Genomic DNA, 16,182 nt, shown 5'->3' on the forward strand with positions numbered 1-16,182 from the left:
GCGCAGATCGTCCAGGATGACGGCTCCTGCCAATTGTCCACGGCCGAGCGCAATTTCTGTGCTGGCTGCGGCACGGCGCTCTGGCTGTTCTCGCCGGAATGGCCGGAACTGGTGCATCCGTTCGCCGCGGCGATCGACAGCGAGCTGCCCCGCCCGCCTGCCCTGGTCCACATGATGCTGCGCTTCAAGCCGGACTGGGTGGTGCCGGAGATCGGCAGCGCGGACCAGCAGTTCGATCTCTACCCGGAACTGTCGCTGGCCGACTGGCACAAGCGGCACGGCCAATGGGTCGACTGATCCACCGGCCCTTCCTGATACGGCCGGCTCATGGCATGATCGATGGTCGCCCGTGCCAGCCGTGGGCATTGGCCCGCGGCCGGCATCAACATGATTTTGCGAAACGAACCCGAGCCGCCTCGACGAATCAATGACTTGAAAAGTTTCGACAAGTTCTCAGACGGCTGAACCCGGTGCCGGCAGATGCGGCTCGATCGCCGCGATCTCGTCCGCGGTGAGGGTTCCCGCTGCCAGTGCCGCCAGGCTGTCGTCGAGCTGAGCCACGTCCCGCGCGCCAATCAGGGCGGTGGTGACCCGCGGGTCGCGCAGCACCCAGGACAGGGCCAGCTGGGCCAGGCTCTGCCCGCGCCCCTTCGCCAGCTCGTTCAGGGCCCGGAGCCGTGCCTGCAGCTCGGGCGTCACCCGCTCGGGCTTGAGCGAAGTCGTGCCGCGGCTGGCCCGCGAGCCCTGCGGCACGCCCTCCAGATACTTGGCGCTGAGCAGGCCCTGGGCCAGCGGCGAGAACACGATGCAGCCGATCCCACTCTCCTCCAGCGTGTCCAGCAGCCCGCCTTCCGCCGTGCGGTCCAGCATGGAGTAGCGCGGCTGGTGGATCAGGCAGGGCGTGCCCAGCTCGCGGAGGATCGCCGCCGCCCGGCGGGTCGTCTCGGGCGGGTAGTTGGACAGGCCGGCATAGAGCGCCTTGCCGCAGCGCACGGCCTGGGCGAGCGCCCCCATCGTCTCCTCCAGCGGCGTCTCCGGATCCGGCCGGTGGCTGTAGAAGATGTCGACATAGTCCAGTCCCATCCGGCGCAGGCTCTGGTCGAGGCTGGCCAGCAGGTACTTGCGCGAGCCGTTCTCGCCATAGGGACCGGGCCACATCGGATAGCCGGCCTTGGTCGAGACGATCAGCTCGTCGCGATAGGGCCGCAGATCCTGGGCCATCACCCGGCCGAACAGTTCCTCGGCCGAGCCCGGCGGCGGGCCGTAATTGTTGGCCAGGTCGAAATGGGTGATGCCGCGATCGAACGCCCGGCGCAGTACGGCCCGGCCGGTCTCCGGCGCATCGATGCCGCCGAAGTTCTGCCAGAGCCCCAGTGCGATCGGCGGCAGCTTCAGGCCGCTCTTGCCGCAGCGTCGGTAGGGCATCGTCTGATAGCGGCCTGCATCGGCCTGCCAGTCCAGAGCCATCGACAGTCATCCTCCCTTGCGAACTCGCCCGCCCGTTCCGTGTGCGGCCCGAATGGAAACCTGTCCACCGCACAGGCGGCGGGCCGACCGTAGCGGCGGTGCAACGATCGGTCGCGGCAAGAAACTGGAGTTTCTTGGTCAACAATCTTATAGACCCGGGCGGACCTGTCGGATCTCTCGCTTCCCCCGCCAGCGGCAATGCCGAACAGGGGTCGCCGGGCCATCGGCACCGCCGCGCGCTTTCGGATCTGCCTGCGCGGATAGGACCGTTGACCCGGTGCGCCTTGTTTGGGCATGGCTCGCCGCATCTTTCAGGAATCCAGGTTTCCGCCACGGCGTCCGGAACTTTGTCGCAGCACCTGACCCCATCGGATCATCCAGGCACCATGTCCCATCTCGACGAGCTCGAGGCCGAGAGCGTCTACGTCCTCCGTGAGGCGTTCGCCAAGCTGGAGCGGCCCGCCATCCTCTGGTCCCTGGGCAAGGACAGCAATGTCGTCCTGTGGCTCACCCGCAAGGCGTTCTTCGGGCACGTGCCGTTCCCGGTCATGCACGTCGACACGGGCAAGAAGTTCAAGGAGATGTACGCGTTCCGCGACCGCTACGCGAAGGAGTGGAACCTGAACTTCATCCGCGAGGAGTGCCCGCCGGTCGAGATGACCGATCCGACCCTGCCGCCGGCCGCCCGCTCGGCCGCGCGCAAGACGCTGGGCCTGAAGGCGGCGCTCGCCAAGCACCAGTTCACCGGGCTGGTCGCCGGCATCCGCCGCGACGAGGAGGCGATCCGCGCCAAGGAACGCTATTTCTCGCCGCGCAGCGAGGACGGCTCGTGGAACCTGAAGGACCAGCCGCCGGAGGTGTTCGAGCAGTACATGACCAGCTTCCCGCCGGGCGTGCACGTGCGCATCCATCCGCTGCTGCATTGGTCCGAGCTCGACATCTGGCGCTACACCAAGCGCGAGAACATCCCGGCCATCGACCTGTACTTCGCCAAGAACGGCATGCGCTACCGGTCGCTGGGCGACGAGGACATCACCAAGCCGGTGCCGTCCACCGCCTCCACCATCGACGAGATCATCGCGGAACTGGAGACGACCAAGGTGGCGGAACGCTCGGGCCGCGCCATGGATCACGAGGCCGAGGACAGCTTCGAGCGCCTGCGCGCCTCCGGCTACCTCTGATCCTCCGCCCGCTCCTCCGTTCCGCCCGGAAGCTACCAAGATGTCCGACCATAGCGGTCAGAAACTCGCCATCGTCATCGTCGGCAGCGTGGACCACGGCAAGTCCACCCTGATCGGCCGCCTCCTGCACGACACCGGCTCCTTGCCCGAGGGCAAGTTCGAGGCGCTGCAGGCCATGTCGAAGAAGCGCGGCATGCCGTTCGAATGGGCCTTCGCGCTGGACGCCATGCAGGCCGAGCGCGACCAGGGCATCACCATCGACACCGCCCGGATCCGCTTCGCCACCAAGAAGCGCGACTACATCATCATCGACGCGCCCGGCCACCGCGAGTTCCTGAAGAACATGGTGACCGGCGCCTCGGCGGCCGATGCGGCGCTGCTGCTGGTCGATGCCGAGGAGGGCGTGCGCGAGCAGTCACGCCGCCATGCCTACGTGCTCCATCTCCTGGGCATCCGGCAGGTCGCGGTCCTGGTCAACAAGATGGACCTGGTGGGCTACGACGCCGAGCGCTTCGGCAAGGTCGCCGAGGCGATCCGCGGCAACCTCAACGCCCTGGACATCGAGCCCACCCACATCATCCCGATCGCCGCGCGCGATGGCGACAACCTGGCGGCCAAGAGCCAGCGGATGCTCTGGTACCAGGGCCCGGCAGTGGTGGACGTGCTGGACGAGTTCCAGCCGCGTGCCCGCGGGATCGAGGCGCCGCTGCGCCTGCCGGTGCAGGACGTCTACAAGTTCGACCAGCGCCGGATCATCGCCGGCCGGATCGAGAGCGGCCGGCTGGAAGCCGGCCAGCAGATCCTGTTCTCGCCGTCCGGCAAGGTGGTGAAGATCGCTTCGGTCGAGGCCTGGAACGTGCCGGAGCCGCCGACCTCGGCGGTTGCCGGAGCGGCGGCCGGCATCACCCTGGACGAGCAGATCTTCGTCGAACGCGGCGAGGTCATCAGCCATCTGGAGAACCCGCCGGTCCTGACCAACGTGTTCCGCGGCAAGCTGTTCTGGCTGTCGAAGAAGCCGCTCGAGGTCGGCCGCAGCTACACGCTGAAGCTGGCGACCGTGGAAGCGCCGGTGGTCGTCGAGAAGATCGAGAAGGTCATCGACACGACCGATCTCGGCGAGCGGCAGATGGAGCGGGTCGAGCGCGACGAGGCGGCGGAGGTGATCTTCCGCAGCACGCGCATGCTGGCGCTGGACGAGTACCGCAGCGTGCCCGGCACCGGGCGGTTCGTGCTGGTCGACGACTATCTCACCGTCGCGGCCGGCCTCGTCTCGATGGAGGGCTATCCGGACCAGCGCCGCCAGCTCGCGGTCAAGGCGACCAACGTCCACGCGGTCGGCCATGCGGTGACCCGGGAGGCGCGCACCCTGCGCAACGGCCATGCCGGCGGCGTGCTCTGGCTGACCGGCCTGTCCGGTGCCGGCAAGTCGACCCTGGCGCTGGCGCTGGAGCGCGAGCTGTTCGCCAAGGGCTGGCATGTCTACGTGCTGGATGGCGACAATGTCCGCTCCGGCCTGAACCGCGACCTGGGCTTCGGGCCGGAGGATCGGGCGGAGAACATCCGCCGGATCGGCGAGGTCGCCGCCTTGTTCGCCGATGCCGGCTTCCTGGTGGTCACCTCGTTCATCTCGCCCTATCGCACCGACCGGCAGCGGGCGCGCGATGCCGCGGGCGAGCGGTTCCGCGAGATCTACGTCAAGGCGTCCCTGGAAGCCTGTGAGGCCCGCGACCCTAAAGGCCTCTACCGCAAGGCGCGCAGTGGTGCGATTAGCGACTTCACCGGGATCCAGGCACCGTATGAGGAGCCGGAGCATCCCGACGTGATCGTGGAGACCGACCGGCAGAGCGAGGCCGAGTGCATCGAGGTGCTGATGAACTTCGTACGCCAGCAGTTCGCGGCATGATGGGGCGGGCCGGCCTAGCCGGCCCCGCGAGCCTGCGGGTCGATGCCGGTGCCCACGGGGACGGCGGCGAGGCGACATGCGCATTGCGGTGATGATGCGGCATGTCGCGGAGGACGGCGGCACCGGCACCTATACCCGCGAGATCGTGCGCCGCCTGGTGCAGCAGGGCAGCGGCCATCGCTTCGACCTGCTGCTCGACGAGCCGGACCAGGCCCGGCACTGGCAGGACCTGTCCAATGCGCAGCCGGTCGTGCTGCCGGCCAGCAGCCGGCTCGCCTGGGACCAGTGGACGGTGCCCCGCTGGTGCAATGCCCGCCAGGTCGACGTGATCTTCAATCCCAAGCACTCGATGCCGTTCCTGGCCAAGGCACCGTGCCTGTTCGTGCTCCACGGTGCCGACTGGTTCGTGGTGCCGGAGAACTATGGCTGGCGCCTGCGGGCCTACCAGGCCCTGGCCCTGCCGCTCTACCTGCGCAAGGCCGCCTACACGATCAGCGTGTCCGAGGAGAGCCGCCAGCGCCTGGGCATGCGCTTCCCGTTCACGCGGGAGCGCTCCTGCACGATCCATCACGGCGTGGCCAGGCGCTTTGCGCCGGTGACCGATCGGCGGCATCTGGACGAGGTGCGCCGACGCTACCGGCTGCCGCAGCGGTTCGTCCTCTATCTCGGGCTCATCTACCGGCAAAAGAACGTGGCCGGGCTGCTGGAGGCGTTCCAGCTTCTGGCGCCGGCGGTGCCGCACGACCTGGTGCTGGCCGGGCGGCCGGCTTTTCATGGTGAGCGCGAGCTGGCGCAGCTGGCCGACCCGGAGCTGGCGCGCCGGGTGCATCGGCCGGGCTGGATCGCCGACGCCGACCTGCCGGCCGTGCTGTCGCTGGCGGAACTCTTCGTGTTTCCATCACGCTACGAGGGCTTCGGGATCCCGCTCCTGGAGGCGATGGCCTGCGGCACGCCGGTGGTGACCTCCACCGGCGGCTCGTGCCCGGAAGTGGTGGGCGACGCAGCACCCACGATCGACCCCGAGCGCCCGGACCTGCTGGCCCGGACGATGCAAGCGATCCTGACCGATCCCGCCCGTGCCGCCGAGTTGCGCCGCCGCGGGCTGCAGCGGGTCCGCCTGTTCGACTGGGATACGGCCGCCGCCCGGACGCTGACCGTGATCGAGGCTCTGGGTCGAGGTGATCTGCCGCGTCTGCAGGCCCCGCCCGGCCTGCTTGCGTCCGCTTTGGGCCAGCCGAGCGCTCCCCCTGAACCTGCCGCACCGCCGGACCCGGTGCACTCCTAGGTCTGGGCGAGGCTGCCTGCCGGCAGTACCAGAGCCGCCTGCCGGTCGAAGCCGATGGTGACAAGGCTTCCAGGCGCGGTGTCGGTCAAGCCGCCATGATTGGTGAGATGGACCGATAGCTCCCGGCTGAGGCCTTCCGTCACGATGTTGGCATAGGCGCCCTCCAGGTCGACCCGGATCACCCGCGTGTCGACCCGGTTGTCGACAGGCTGGCCGTCGACGAGGCCGCACCGCTCCGGGCGGACGAACAGGATGGCCGCATCGCCGGCCCGGGTAGTCTCGCCGCAGCGGCCGAGCAGGCGGCCTTGCGCCGTGTCGAGTGCTGCGAATCCTCCCGACACTTCGGCGACCCGGCCGGGAAAGGCGTTGTTCTCTCCGACAAAGGTCGCGCAGAACGCGGTGCTCGGGCGGTCGTAGATCTCCTGCGGCGTGCCGGTCTGCTCGATCCGCCCGTTGCTCATCACCGCGATCCGGTCGGACATGGTCAGAGCCTCGCCCTGGTCGTGGGTTATGTAGACGAAGGTAACGCCGGTGCGACGCTGCAGAGTGCGCAGCTCGGCCCGCATGTGCTGGCGCAGCTTCAGATCCAGTGCCGAGAGCGGTTCGTCCAGCAGCAGGACGGAAGGCTCGACTGCGAGCGCCCGCGCGATCGCGACCCGCTGCCGCTGCCCGCCGGACAGCTCCGCGACCATCTTCTCGCCCTGGTTGGCCAGGGCCACCATCTCCAGCAGTTCCTCGGCGCGCCGGCGCCGCGCCCCCTTGGCGACGCCGCGCACCTCGAGGCCGAACGCGACATTCTCCCAGACCTTCATCAGTGGGAACAGCGCCAGGTTCTGGAAGATCAGGGCGGTCGGGCGCCGGTTCGGCCCGATGCCGGCCATGTCCTTCTCGCCGATCAGGATGCGGCCCTCGGACGGCTCCATGAAGCCGCTGATCATCCGCAGGATGGTGGTCTTGCCGCAGCCGGATGGGCCCAGGAAGCTGAAGAACTCCCCGGGCTCAATGTGCAGGCTGACATCCCTGACCGCGGTGAACGCGCCGAACCGGATGGTGATCGCGTCCAGCGAGATGCTCTGGCCATTCATCGGGCTGGATTCCCAGGCTGCCATTGCCGGCAGGCGGGAGCGTAACGGCAGCCGGGCTGCGGTGGAAGTGGCTGCGCAATGCCGCCCGCGACCCCCGAACGGCACGCGCCCGCCAGTCGGGGGACAGGCGGGCGCGTCGCAACGAATCGAGCGTCAAGAATTAGTCGGAATAGTACTTCGTATAGGTACCGTAGTACTCGCCGGCGTCGCCATAGCCGTAGCGCTTGTGCTTCTTGACATCGACCTGGGTCAAGACCGCGCCCAGCAGCTTGGCCCGCGCACCGCGCAGCGCCTGCACCGCATTGTGCGCCAGCTGGTGCTTGGTCTCGGCCCATTGGGTCACGAACACCACCGTGTCCGCCACGGGGCAGAGCAGCAGCGCGTCGTTCACGCCCAGCACCGGCGGAGTGTCGAGGATCACGTAGTCGTAGGTGCCCCGTGCCTCCTCGATGAGGGCCTTGAGCTTCTTGCTTTCCAGCAGTGCCGCGGGATTGGTCGGCCTGCGGCGCACCAGCAGCAGGTCCACGTCCGTTCCCGGGTGCTGGACCACCGCATCCTCAAAGCTGACCTCGCCGCCCAGGAGCTCCACCACGCCGTTGGCCGGCTCCACGCCGAAGTTCTTTGCCTGCACCGGACGGCGGGTGTCTAGGTCGATCACCAGCACCCGGTGGTCAGCCGCGGCCGAAATCACTGCCAGGCTCTGCACCAGGGTACTCTTGCCTTCGCCCGGCACGGACGAGGTCACCAGGATGACCCGCGGCGGGTTGTCGACATCGGCGAACCGGATCGCCGTGCCGACCCCGCGCACTGATTCCGCGAACACCGAGAGCGGCTTGTCCTTGAGGAACCGCCAGGCGGGGCGCTTGGCCGTGATCTCCTTGGTCTGCGGGATCAGGCCGACCCGCAGGAGCCCCAGATGCCGCTCGACGTCCTCGGCCGAACGCAGCCCCTTGTCCATCCGCTCCAGGAGCAGGGCGCCCATGCTGCCGAGCAGCGAGGAGGCGACGAAGCCAACCGCCAGGAAGATCGGCAGGCCGGGCGTGGACGGATCGACCGGGCGCTGGGCGGCCGACAGGAGCTTCGCATCCGAATCCAGGATCTGCTGCTGCTCGCGGGTTTCCTTGTAGCGCTGCAGGAAGCTCTCGTAGAGCTGCTTGGTCGACTGGGCCTCGCGCTCCAGCTCGCGCAGGCCGACCTCCGCAACCATGCCTTCGCCGCTCTTGCCCTGCGCCTGGCCCAGCTGCTCCTGCAGGACGGCGATCTGCGCCGCGTTGACCTGCGCCTCGTTCTCCATGTTGGCGATGATCCGCTCGATCTCGCCGTTGACGCTGTGCCGGAGCTTCTCCTTCTCCGTGGCGATCAGCTGCACGCGCGGATGCTTGGCGCCGAAGGTGGCGCGCAGCTCGCCTTCCTGGCGCTCCAGATCGCTTTCCTGGGCACGCAGTTGCAGGACGAGCGGCGAGGCCAGCACTTCCGGCAGCGTGTCGAGCGGCTGGCCCTTGGCCTTCAGCTCGCGCACGAACTGCAGCCGCGCCTCGCGCCCGGCCTGCTGCGCCTGGGCGGCCAGCAGCTGCTGGTTCATGTTGGTCAGCTGCAGGTCGGTCAGGTCGGTCCGGTTGCCGGAAGTGAGGTTGTGGTCGATCTGGTATTGCTGGACCTGCGCCTCGATCTGCTCCAGCTCCTTGCGCAGCTCCTCCACCCGCTGGCCCAGCCAGTCGCCGGCCTGATCGGTGGTCAGGCGCTTCTGGTCGATCTGGCTCTGGACGTAGCTCTCGGCCAGCAGGTTGGCGACCCGCGCAGCCTTGTCCGGGCTCTCGGACGTGAAGGACACGCCGATCACGAACGAACGGCCCTCCGGGGCCACCGTGAGGTTGCGCAGGAACTTGCTGCGGGCGACCTCACGATAGGGATCGGCGGCCAGAGCCTGGGAGAACTGCTCGCCATACGGCCCGCTGGTGAGCGGGTCCGTCACCGGTGCCGCCGGCTCACCCGTCATGACAGGGTCTGCCGTGGCGATCGGAGCCGCCTGAACGTCCGGCAGGGCACCAGCCGGCTCGACGGGTGCCTCGGCCGAGAGCGCCGGCATGCCGGCATCCGGCACTGCATCGCCGGGCGCAGCCGACAGCCCGTCGCCCGCACCGGCCGCGGGAAGCGGGGCGCCCTGGTCGAGCGTCGCCATCTGGATCAGCTCATTGGCGACCAGCGGCTCCTTGGCGAGACCGGTAGCGATCAGCCAGCTGTTCGGCACGAACGAGGTCGCGGTCGCGAGGTAGCCGCTCCAGGGCTCCGGCAGGGTGAAGACCAGGACTTGGCCTTCCTCGCCCTCCTCGACGGACGGGCGGAACTCCTCGTCGTTGAACAGGTTGAGCCGGGTCATCACCCGATCGACCACCGGCGCCGACTGGAGCACGCGGATCTGCGTCTCGACCGTAGTCGGATTCGCATCCAGGCCGGCTGCGACCTGCTCCATGTTGACCACGTTGGAGCTCTGGCCCTGAACTACCACCATGGCCTTGGCGGTATACTTCTTGGTCATCGACAGGCCGGCGAGCCCGGCGAGCCCGGTGCCCAGGACCACGATGCCGATGATCATCGCCTTGCGGCGCCACAGGGTCGCCGCCAACTGGCCGAGATTCGGCCCGTCGGCCTCGCCCTCATAGTCGGCCGGCCGGTAGGCGACCTGGTTCTGCGGAGGATAGCGGTACTGATCGTCGGCCATGATCACGGTCATATCACGTCAGGGGTGGCTCGGCGCCGGTCAGGCACGAGGAGGCGTGATCGGATGCTGATGGAACGTGATCGAGGAAACCCGAAACAAGACGCACCCAAGCTACCCGTGTAGCCCGACAGGCCTTATCTGCTGCGTTTCCGATCGAGTCAGCGTTCGCTGCACTGCACCCAAAGCAGTCCATAACAGCGAAACGCTATGACGGGAAAGGGTGTTGTAGTCGACCCACCTGCGGCGATGTCGCTCATTCAAAAATCTTCTCCCCCTCCGGGCGAGAACAAGACCGAGCCATCCGTCGCCGGATGGCTCGACAGTTGAACCAGGGTCTTGACGGGCCGGGCCTCAGGCGGCGGTGTACTTCTCCACGTATTCCGCCCGCACCGGGTTGAACCATGGTGTCACCATCGGCCACCACCACAGATTGTCGACGGCGCCCTCCGGGTAGGCCGCCTCGAACGCGGCCTTGGCCTCCGGCTTGAGCAGGGGCACGGCCTCCGCAACCACGCTGTTGTAGCCGGACTGGTTGGCCATCGCGGCACCCATGTCCGACCGGTACATGTGGTTGATGAAGGCATAGGCGCCCTCCACATTCTCGGCCCCGGTCGGGATCGACATGCCATCGAGCCAGGCGAACCCGCCCTCCTTGGGCATGAGGTACCTGATCCGCCCGCCCGAGGTCCGGCTGAGCACGATGCCCGGCCCGTCCCAGGTGAGGCCGATGACGCAGCCATCCTGGTTGAACGCGGTGTACTGGTCGTCGGCGCTGTTCCAGAACTTCTTGATGTTCTTCTTCAGCTCGATGGCGACCGGCAGGATCTGGTCGAAGATCTTCCGGGAGGTCTCCTCGTCCTTGTAGGCGTCGAGCATGCCGTTGGACTGCAACTTACCTTCCGCATCCATGGTGCGGCCGATTGCGATCAGCGCCGACTTCTGCCGCACCGTGGCCTTGCCGATCATCTCCGGCCGCCACAGATCGCCCAGCGACAGCGTGCCATAGCTGGTCTGGAACGCGCTGCTGTCGTAGGTCATGCCCTCCGTGCCCCAGTTGAAGGGCAGGATGTAGCGCTTGCCGCGATAGGTTCCGCCGAGGTCGATGGACCGCTCGTAGATCGAGGGATAGACAGCCTCGATGTCGATCTTGCTCTCGTCCAGCGGCTGAAGCAGGTCGCCAGCGTCATACCATTGCGGGCCCTCGGTGGTGGTCGGCATGACCAGATCGAAGCCGGCGCCACCCGATGCCTTGAGCTTGTTGAACAGCTCGTCGTTGCTGCCGAACTTGGACAGCTCGATGTCGAGTCCGGTCTCCTCCCGGAAGCTGTCGATCATGTCCTGGTAGATATAGTCCGACCAGGCGTAGACTTTCACCACGCCCGCGGCCGCGGCGTGCCGGCTGACCCAGGGTGCTGCCACGGCGGCCGCCCCGGCACCCATTGCCAGCCTGCCCAGCTCCCGCCGGCGCCAGCTCCGCGCCGCCTCGATCGTGCTGCTCGTCTCGGTCATGGTGCGCACCTATCCCCCATCGATCGGGTGGGCGCGACCATGGTCGGCGACATGCCGGCAGAGCGCCCCGCCATGATAGGAAGTGTCCTGAAGCAGCCAGAGCCGGTCAAGACCGCATCGTGGTACGACGTGACGGTTTCGGCGGATGGCGCACACCGCGCCGGAGCGTTCTAATCCTCGGCCTCGCCCTGAGCACTCCAGTCGACCTCGTCCTCACTCACCAGCATGCCCAGCATGGACGGGCCTTCCTCATGGACACGCTTTCGGTCGCCGCAGACCAGATGATGCCATTCGGGCAGGTCGTAGCCATGCGCCACCAGCCGATAGGCGCAGCTATGCGGCAGCCAGGTGAGCTCGTAGACGTTCTCCGGCGTGATCGCGACGCAGTCCGGGACACGCCGGTGGCGATTGCGGTAGTCGCTGCAGCGATTGGTGCACAGGTCGAGGAGGCGGCAGGCGACGTCGCTCAAGGCCAGCTCGCCCGTGTCCTCGTCCTCCACCCGGATCTGGCAGCACAGGCCGCAGCCATCGCAGAGCGACTCCCATTCCTCGGGCGTCAGCTCGTCCAGGTTCTTGGTACGCCAGAATGGTGCGGGCACGGCGGTCCCTGCATGGTTGGCGCGGCTACGGCGGCGCATCGCCGATCCCATCGAAAGTTACATTCCCGCCCGAGGTGGCGACTGCCAGGGCATTCGGCAACCATGCATGAATTCGCCTGATGCGGGAGTGGACAGGCTCCGGTGAACTGCCGTAAGTACGTGCCTATGGCACCAGCAGCTCCGCCGCCCCAGGGCGGACCACCCGATCGCAAACTCACCGTGCTGTTGCCGGCCGACGTGCTCCGGCAGCTGCGCACCCGAGTCGCCGAGGACGATACCACCATGCGCGCGCTGGTCCTGGATGCACTCGCGCGGGCGGGCTACCGAGTCGATGCGGCCGAGATCCGCGACCGGCGCCGGCCGGAGAGCCGCGACGGGGAGCGCCGATGATTCGGAACATCGTCCACATGGTGCCGCGCGCTGCCGAGGCCGAGCGGGGTGCCATGGGTCCAGAGCCCACCGAGGAGGCGGCCAGCACCGCGCGCGCCAGGCGGCGGCTCGCCGCGGACGGCGATGGTGCCGCCACCGGTCGGCAGGTGGACCTGTTCCTCGACAGCCTGATCAGCGCGCCGTTCAAGGATGACCGGGCGCTGATGGAGTTCCCGTTCTTCTCTCTGCAGAAGACGCCGCGCACCAAGCCCATGATCTATGACGACGGCAAGGTGCGGGTGGAGATCCGGCCGGGCGACCGCGGCATCGCCACGATCTGGGACAAGGACGTCCTGATCTACCTGGCTTCGATCATCAACGACCGGATCGAGCGGGGCATGCCGGTGGAGAAGACCGTGCGCTTCAATGCGCACAATCTCCTGCAGGTGACCGGCCGCGGCTCGGGCAAGCGGGCCTATGAACTGCTGCTGGACGCGATCTACCGGCTGCGCTCCACCACCATCGTCACCACAATCGAGTCACAGGACATCAAGGAGCGCCGCGGCTTCGGCTGGATCGAGACGTTCCGGGTGCTGGAGAAGAAGACCCGCACCGGCAAGAAGATCATGGCCGGCTGCGAGATCACCCTAAACGACTGGATGTTCCGGGCGATCGTCAAGGATCGTCGTGTCCTGACGATCAGCCCAGAATATTTCCAGATCAGCATGGGGCTGAAGCGCCGGCTCTACGAGCTGGCCCGCAAGCACTGCGGGTCGCAATCGCGCTGGGTGATCTCTCTGCCCAGGCTGATCGACAAGTGCGGCTCGGTGATGGAGGCGCGCTTCTTCAAGCCGCAGCTGCGCAAGATCGTCGAGGACGACGACCTGCCGGACTACCACATCGCGATCAATTTCGACCCGGCCGACCGGCAGGCGGTCGAGCATGACGGGTTCGATGGGCGCCGCTGGGCCTCGAACGAGCGGCTGCTGGTAGTGTTCTCGCCGCGGGCCGGCTGACGGCTCGGTACTTCGTCCACACTGCCAGCCCAGGCCGGTTCAGTACTTCGTTCACGAAGCGCCGTGCGGCGCTACGGGGGGACGCGCGGTCCGGCCCCGCTTTCGTGAATGATGTACCGAAGCTCGGTACATCATTCACGGCTTAGGGTCACCGAATCGGTACTTCATTCACGCAGCTGTGGGGACCGACCTCGGTACTTCGTTCACATGCCCCGGGAATCCCGCCACACGCGGGCAAAGGACTGCCTCCAGATGTCTATCAGGAGCCTGTCGGAGCTTGGCGTCGGCGAGCAGTGGCCACGATTCAGGTGAACGAAGTACCGTATGAGCCGGCGGCGGACGGCACATCGCGGACATTGGCCGCCCGAAGCTCGGTACTTCACCCACATAGGTGCGAAAGTTCGCGTGGCGTCTGCTCGGTACTTCATCCACGCGACGTCGGTACTTCGTCCACGTAGCCACTCGGTACATCATTCACCACAACCCGGTACATCATTCACAAAAACCATTGCTAACCAATTGAGTAGCCTGGGGTTTGCGACCCTCTAACCTTCTAACTCCTAATATATCCTAACTTTCTAACGGCTGGACCTACCTGGAAATGGCGGCACGACGACATGCTCGCGCCCGTGGCGCAGATAACTTGGCGCTCATGGCCGCTCAGCCTATCAGATGAAGTGCTGCTGCAGCCCGACCTGGACGTGATTCATGGTTGGGACGTGCGGTATCCAGCGATTCGCCATGACGCGGCCGCCGTCGGGCTGCTCCGGGTCCGGTCGATGATGGCCGATCAGGCGGCTGCCGCTGCCAAAGCCTGGTCCAGGCTCGGCTCGACCCGGACGATCCGGTCGAATCCGGTCATCTTCAGAATCTGCGCCACCGCATCGCTGGGGCTAGCCAGCACGAAGCTGCCGTCTTTGCCGAGACGACGTGCCGTCACCAGGAACACCCGCAGCCCGGCCGAGGAAACATAGCGGATCTGGCTGAGGTCGAGGACGATCCGCCGGCGGCCGTTCTCGGCATGGCCGGCAAGCTCCGCTTCCAGCTGCCCGCAGGATGCAGCGTTGAGGTCGCCTATCGGGCTCACCACCAATACCTCGCCTTCGAGGGCGCTGCTCAGTTCCATCACCGACTGCTACTCCTGCGCTGCCTGCGGCACCGAGCCATGCCTCATCCTTCCGCAGCAAGACGCGCCCGTCCAGCCGCCTCGACCGGCAAGGCCGCCGCCACCAGTTCTCGGACCTGCAGGCCCAGCAGACGGCGCAGGTCCAGGGCATATTCCTCGACGTCGTAGAGCCGAAGCCCGGCCTGGGCGAAAGCCGCGAACTCGTCCGGCTCCGGCAGACCGAAATATCTCATCCGCTCCGGGTCCTGCGGCGTGCTGCAAAGCGCCTGGCCGGCCGCCAGACGCGCCACCGCCGCAAGGATCGCCGGCACACCCGCCTCATAGGCACGCAGCACATGCCAAAGCATCGACCGGCCGGGGGCGATCGGCATGGGCTGCACCGTCACGACCGGGCCGGTATCGATGCCGGCATCCACCCGGTGCAGCGTGACGCCGATCTCCGGCCGCCCCAGCTTCATCTGGCGGAAGATCGCGAACAGCCCGCCGAACCCGGGCAGCGGCCCGGGGTGGAGATTGAGGATACCGTGGCGGGGCAGTTCCAGCATGGGCTGGCGGAACACCAGGCTGAAGCGGATCGACAGGACCAGGTCCGGCCGGAAGCGGACCGCCCGCTCGAAGCCATCGCCGGCATTGATCTGCCGGATGGTGCCGACCTGGATCGCCAGTTCCTTGCCCAGGCGCTCGAAGCTGCGCAGTCTCCACCCGGTGGGGGCGGCGGCTTCCGCCAGGGGCAGGAGCACCGATAGCGGCAGGTCCCGTTCCAGCAGCTTGAGGACGGCGAGATCCGGCAGGTGCCGCTCGGCCGGCCGCACCCGCTCGGTGAGCAGCACCTCGACATCGTGCCGCTCGGCCAGCGCCGGCAGCAGCCGATTCATGGCGATCAGGCTCGGAAGATCCGCCTTGGTGCAGACCAGGATGCGCACGTTGCCTATATCTCGCCTTTGCGCCGCTACCGCACTCGACTCCAGGAACGATGCGCGCCCGTCCCCATCGCTTGAAGTAGTGATCAGGTAGCCAGTATGGTTTTGCCTGTCCATGCGAAGCGACCGTTGCCGGCCTCGGATCCTGTGACGGGTGCCCCAAGATCGGAGGCTTCTCCGCATGGGCGCCGCGTTGCGGCGCCCGGGGACGCTGCCCAGCGGAGATGCTGATGTTTTCCGGAACTTCTCTGGTCGGCCGTCTCGCACTCACCGCTTTCGTTCTCGTGCTCGCCAGCCTGCTGCTTTCCGCGGCGCTCAACCTGCTGAAGTTTCAGCGTGTGGTGCAGCAGAAGGAGCAGGCCCGCTTCGAGTTCCTCGCCAATGATCTGGCTGCGGCCATCCAGGACGGGATGCGCATCGGCCTGCCGCTCAGCGCGCTACGCTCGATCCAGCCGCTGATTGACCGGCGGCGGACCATCGATCGGCTGATCGACTGGGTCGTGGTGTTCGACGATGCCGGGCGCCGTCTCTACAGCACCGATCGGGGCGAGGCATCCGACCAGCCCGTGCCGGACGCTTGGCGGGCGGCGGTGCATGCGGGGCCGGACGAGCCCAGCGGCCCGCGACGCCTGGATGTGCCGGTGATCGTCGTGCCGCTCACCAATCTGTTCGAACAGCCGGTGGGCGGCCTGGCGCTCGGCTACAGCGAGGCCGGTATCGAGCGCACCATGATCGCGATCCGGGTCATCCTGGGCCAAGCGATCCTAGAGGCGAGCGTGCCGGCGGCTATCGTGCTGATCCTGGGCATTGCCCTGGTGATGCACCGCTCCAGGCGGCGCATGCAGGCCAGCACCCACGCAATCATGGACGCGATCGGCGGTTCGGTGCTGCACAAACCGGGCAAAGCAGCTCCGCCGGATCCGGTCGCGGCCATCGCTCAGGAGACGCTGGCCCGGCTGCATGGGGCAGAAGCGCGAGTCGAGAAGGCGGACGTGTCTTGATC

General features: G+C 67.3%; 13 protein-coding genes and 1 pseudogene. 7 read left to right on the plus strand and 7 right to left on the minus strand.

The annotated features are described in order from the left end of the window. Positions 1 to 297, plus strand: a pseudogene (locus VNS22_RS03760) (GFA family protein); the annotation flags it as partial. Positions 298 to 453: 156 nt separating this feature from the next. Here the strand turns inward: VNS22_RS03760 and mgrA are convergent. After that, positions 454 to 1,467 (minus strand): L-glyceraldehyde 3-phosphate reductase, encoded by a 1,014-nt coding sequence (gene mgrA / locus VNS22_RS03765; protein WP_325729758.1) that lies wholly within the window; start codon positions 1,465 to 1,467, stop codon positions 454 to 456. 386 nt (positions 1,468 to 1,853) lie between these two features. On the opposite strand from mgrA, the gene cysD reads away from it, so the two are divergent. The 3 genes from cysD to VNS22_RS03780 all read left to right on the plus strand — a co-directional run bounded on the left by cysD (position 1,854) and on the right by VNS22_RS03780 (position 5,836). Further along, complete coding sequence (cysD, locus tag VNS22_RS03770; protein WP_325729760.1) at positions 1,854 to 2,648, plus strand: sulfate adenylyltransferase subunit CysD; 795 nt, start codon at positions 1,854 to 1,856, stop codon at positions 2,646 to 2,648. A 40-nt stretch (positions 2,649 to 2,688) separates the two neighbouring features. After that, a complete protein-coding gene (gene cysC / locus VNS22_RS03775; RefSeq protein ID WP_325729762.1) occupies positions 2,689 to 4,551 on the plus strand; it encodes an adenylyl-sulfate kinase in 1,863 nt (620 codons plus the stop codon). Between the two features lie 76 nt (positions 4,552 to 4,627). After that, positions 4,628 to 5,836: a glycosyltransferase family 1 protein gene (locus tag VNS22_RS03780; RefSeq protein ID WP_325729765.1), complete on the plus strand. Its 1,209-nt coding sequence runs from the start codon at positions 4,628 to 4,630 to the stop codon at positions 5,834 to 5,836. Here the strand turns inward: VNS22_RS03780 and VNS22_RS03785 are convergent. From VNS22_RS03785 to VNS22_RS03800, 4 genes are all read right to left on the minus strand, one after another. Then, entirely contained in the window at positions 5,833 to 6,921 is a 1,089-nt protein-coding gene (locus tag VNS22_RS03785) for an ABC transporter ATP-binding protein (RefSeq protein ID WP_325729767.1), read from the minus strand. The two genes, VNS22_RS03780 and VNS22_RS03785, sit on opposite strands and share 4 nt — an antisense overlap. Positions 6,922 to 7,081: 160 nt before the next feature. Next, a complete protein-coding gene (locus tag VNS22_RS03790; protein WP_325729769.1) occupies positions 7,082 to 9,640 on the minus strand; it encodes a GumC family protein in 2,559 nt (852 codons plus the stop codon). 351 nt (positions 9,641 to 9,991) lie between these two features. Then, positions 9,992 to 11,149 carry an extracellular solute-binding protein gene (locus tag VNS22_RS03795; protein WP_325729771.1) on the minus strand — a complete coding sequence of 386 codons (1,158 nt, stop codon included), beginning with the start codon at positions 11,147 to 11,149 and terminating at the stop codon, positions 9,992 to 9,994. A 170-nt stretch (positions 11,150 to 11,319) separates the two neighbouring features. After that, the gene (locus VNS22_RS03800; RefSeq protein WP_325729773.1) at positions 11,320 to 11,787 is read right to left on the minus strand and encodes a YcgN family cysteine cluster protein; all 468 of its coding nucleotides are present in this window, start codon (positions 11,785 to 11,787) and stop codon (positions 11,320 to 11,322) included. Positions 11,788 to 11,967: 180 nt separating this feature from the next. Between VNS22_RS03800 and VNS22_RS03805 the strand changes: the two genes are divergently transcribed. Next, complete coding sequence (locus VNS22_RS03805; protein ID WP_159716327.1) at positions 11,968 to 12,138, plus strand: hypothetical protein; 171 nt, start codon at positions 11,968 to 11,970, stop codon at positions 12,136 to 12,138. After that, positions 12,135 to 13,133 (plus strand): replication initiator protein A, encoded by a 999-nt coding sequence (locus tag VNS22_RS03810; RefSeq protein ID WP_325729777.1) that lies wholly within the window; start codon positions 12,135 to 12,137, stop codon positions 13,131 to 13,133. The genes VNS22_RS03805 and VNS22_RS03810 overlap by 4 nt, the downstream gene beginning before the upstream one ends. A gap of 790 nt (positions 13,134 to 13,923) precedes the next feature. Here VNS22_RS03810 and VNS22_RS03815 read toward each other — a convergent pair. Next, positions 13,924 to 14,259, minus strand: a complete 336-nt coding sequence (locus tag VNS22_RS03815; RefSeq protein WP_325729779.1) for an STAS domain-containing protein — start codon at positions 14,257 to 14,259, stop codon at positions 13,924 to 13,926. A 44-nt stretch (positions 14,260 to 14,303) separates the two neighbouring features. Further along, positions 14,304 to 15,182, minus strand: a complete 879-nt coding sequence (locus VNS22_RS03820) for a formyltransferase family protein (RefSeq protein WP_325729781.1) — start codon at positions 15,180 to 15,182, stop codon at positions 14,304 to 14,306. A 227-nt stretch (positions 15,183 to 15,409) separates the two neighbouring features. Here VNS22_RS03820 and VNS22_RS03825 point away from each other — a divergent pair, with 227 nt between their 5' ends. Beyond that, complete coding sequence (locus VNS22_RS03825; RefSeq protein WP_325729783.1) at positions 15,410 to 16,180, plus strand: hypothetical protein; 771 nt, start codon at positions 15,410 to 15,412, stop codon at positions 16,178 to 16,180. The last annotated feature ends 2 nt before the right edge of the window (positions 16,181 to 16,182 follow it).

It is taken from the genome of Geminicoccus sp. (genome assembly GCF_035556675.1).
Taxonomy (GTDB): domain Bacteria; phylum Pseudomonadota; class Alphaproteobacteria; order Geminicoccales; family Geminicoccaceae; genus Geminicoccus.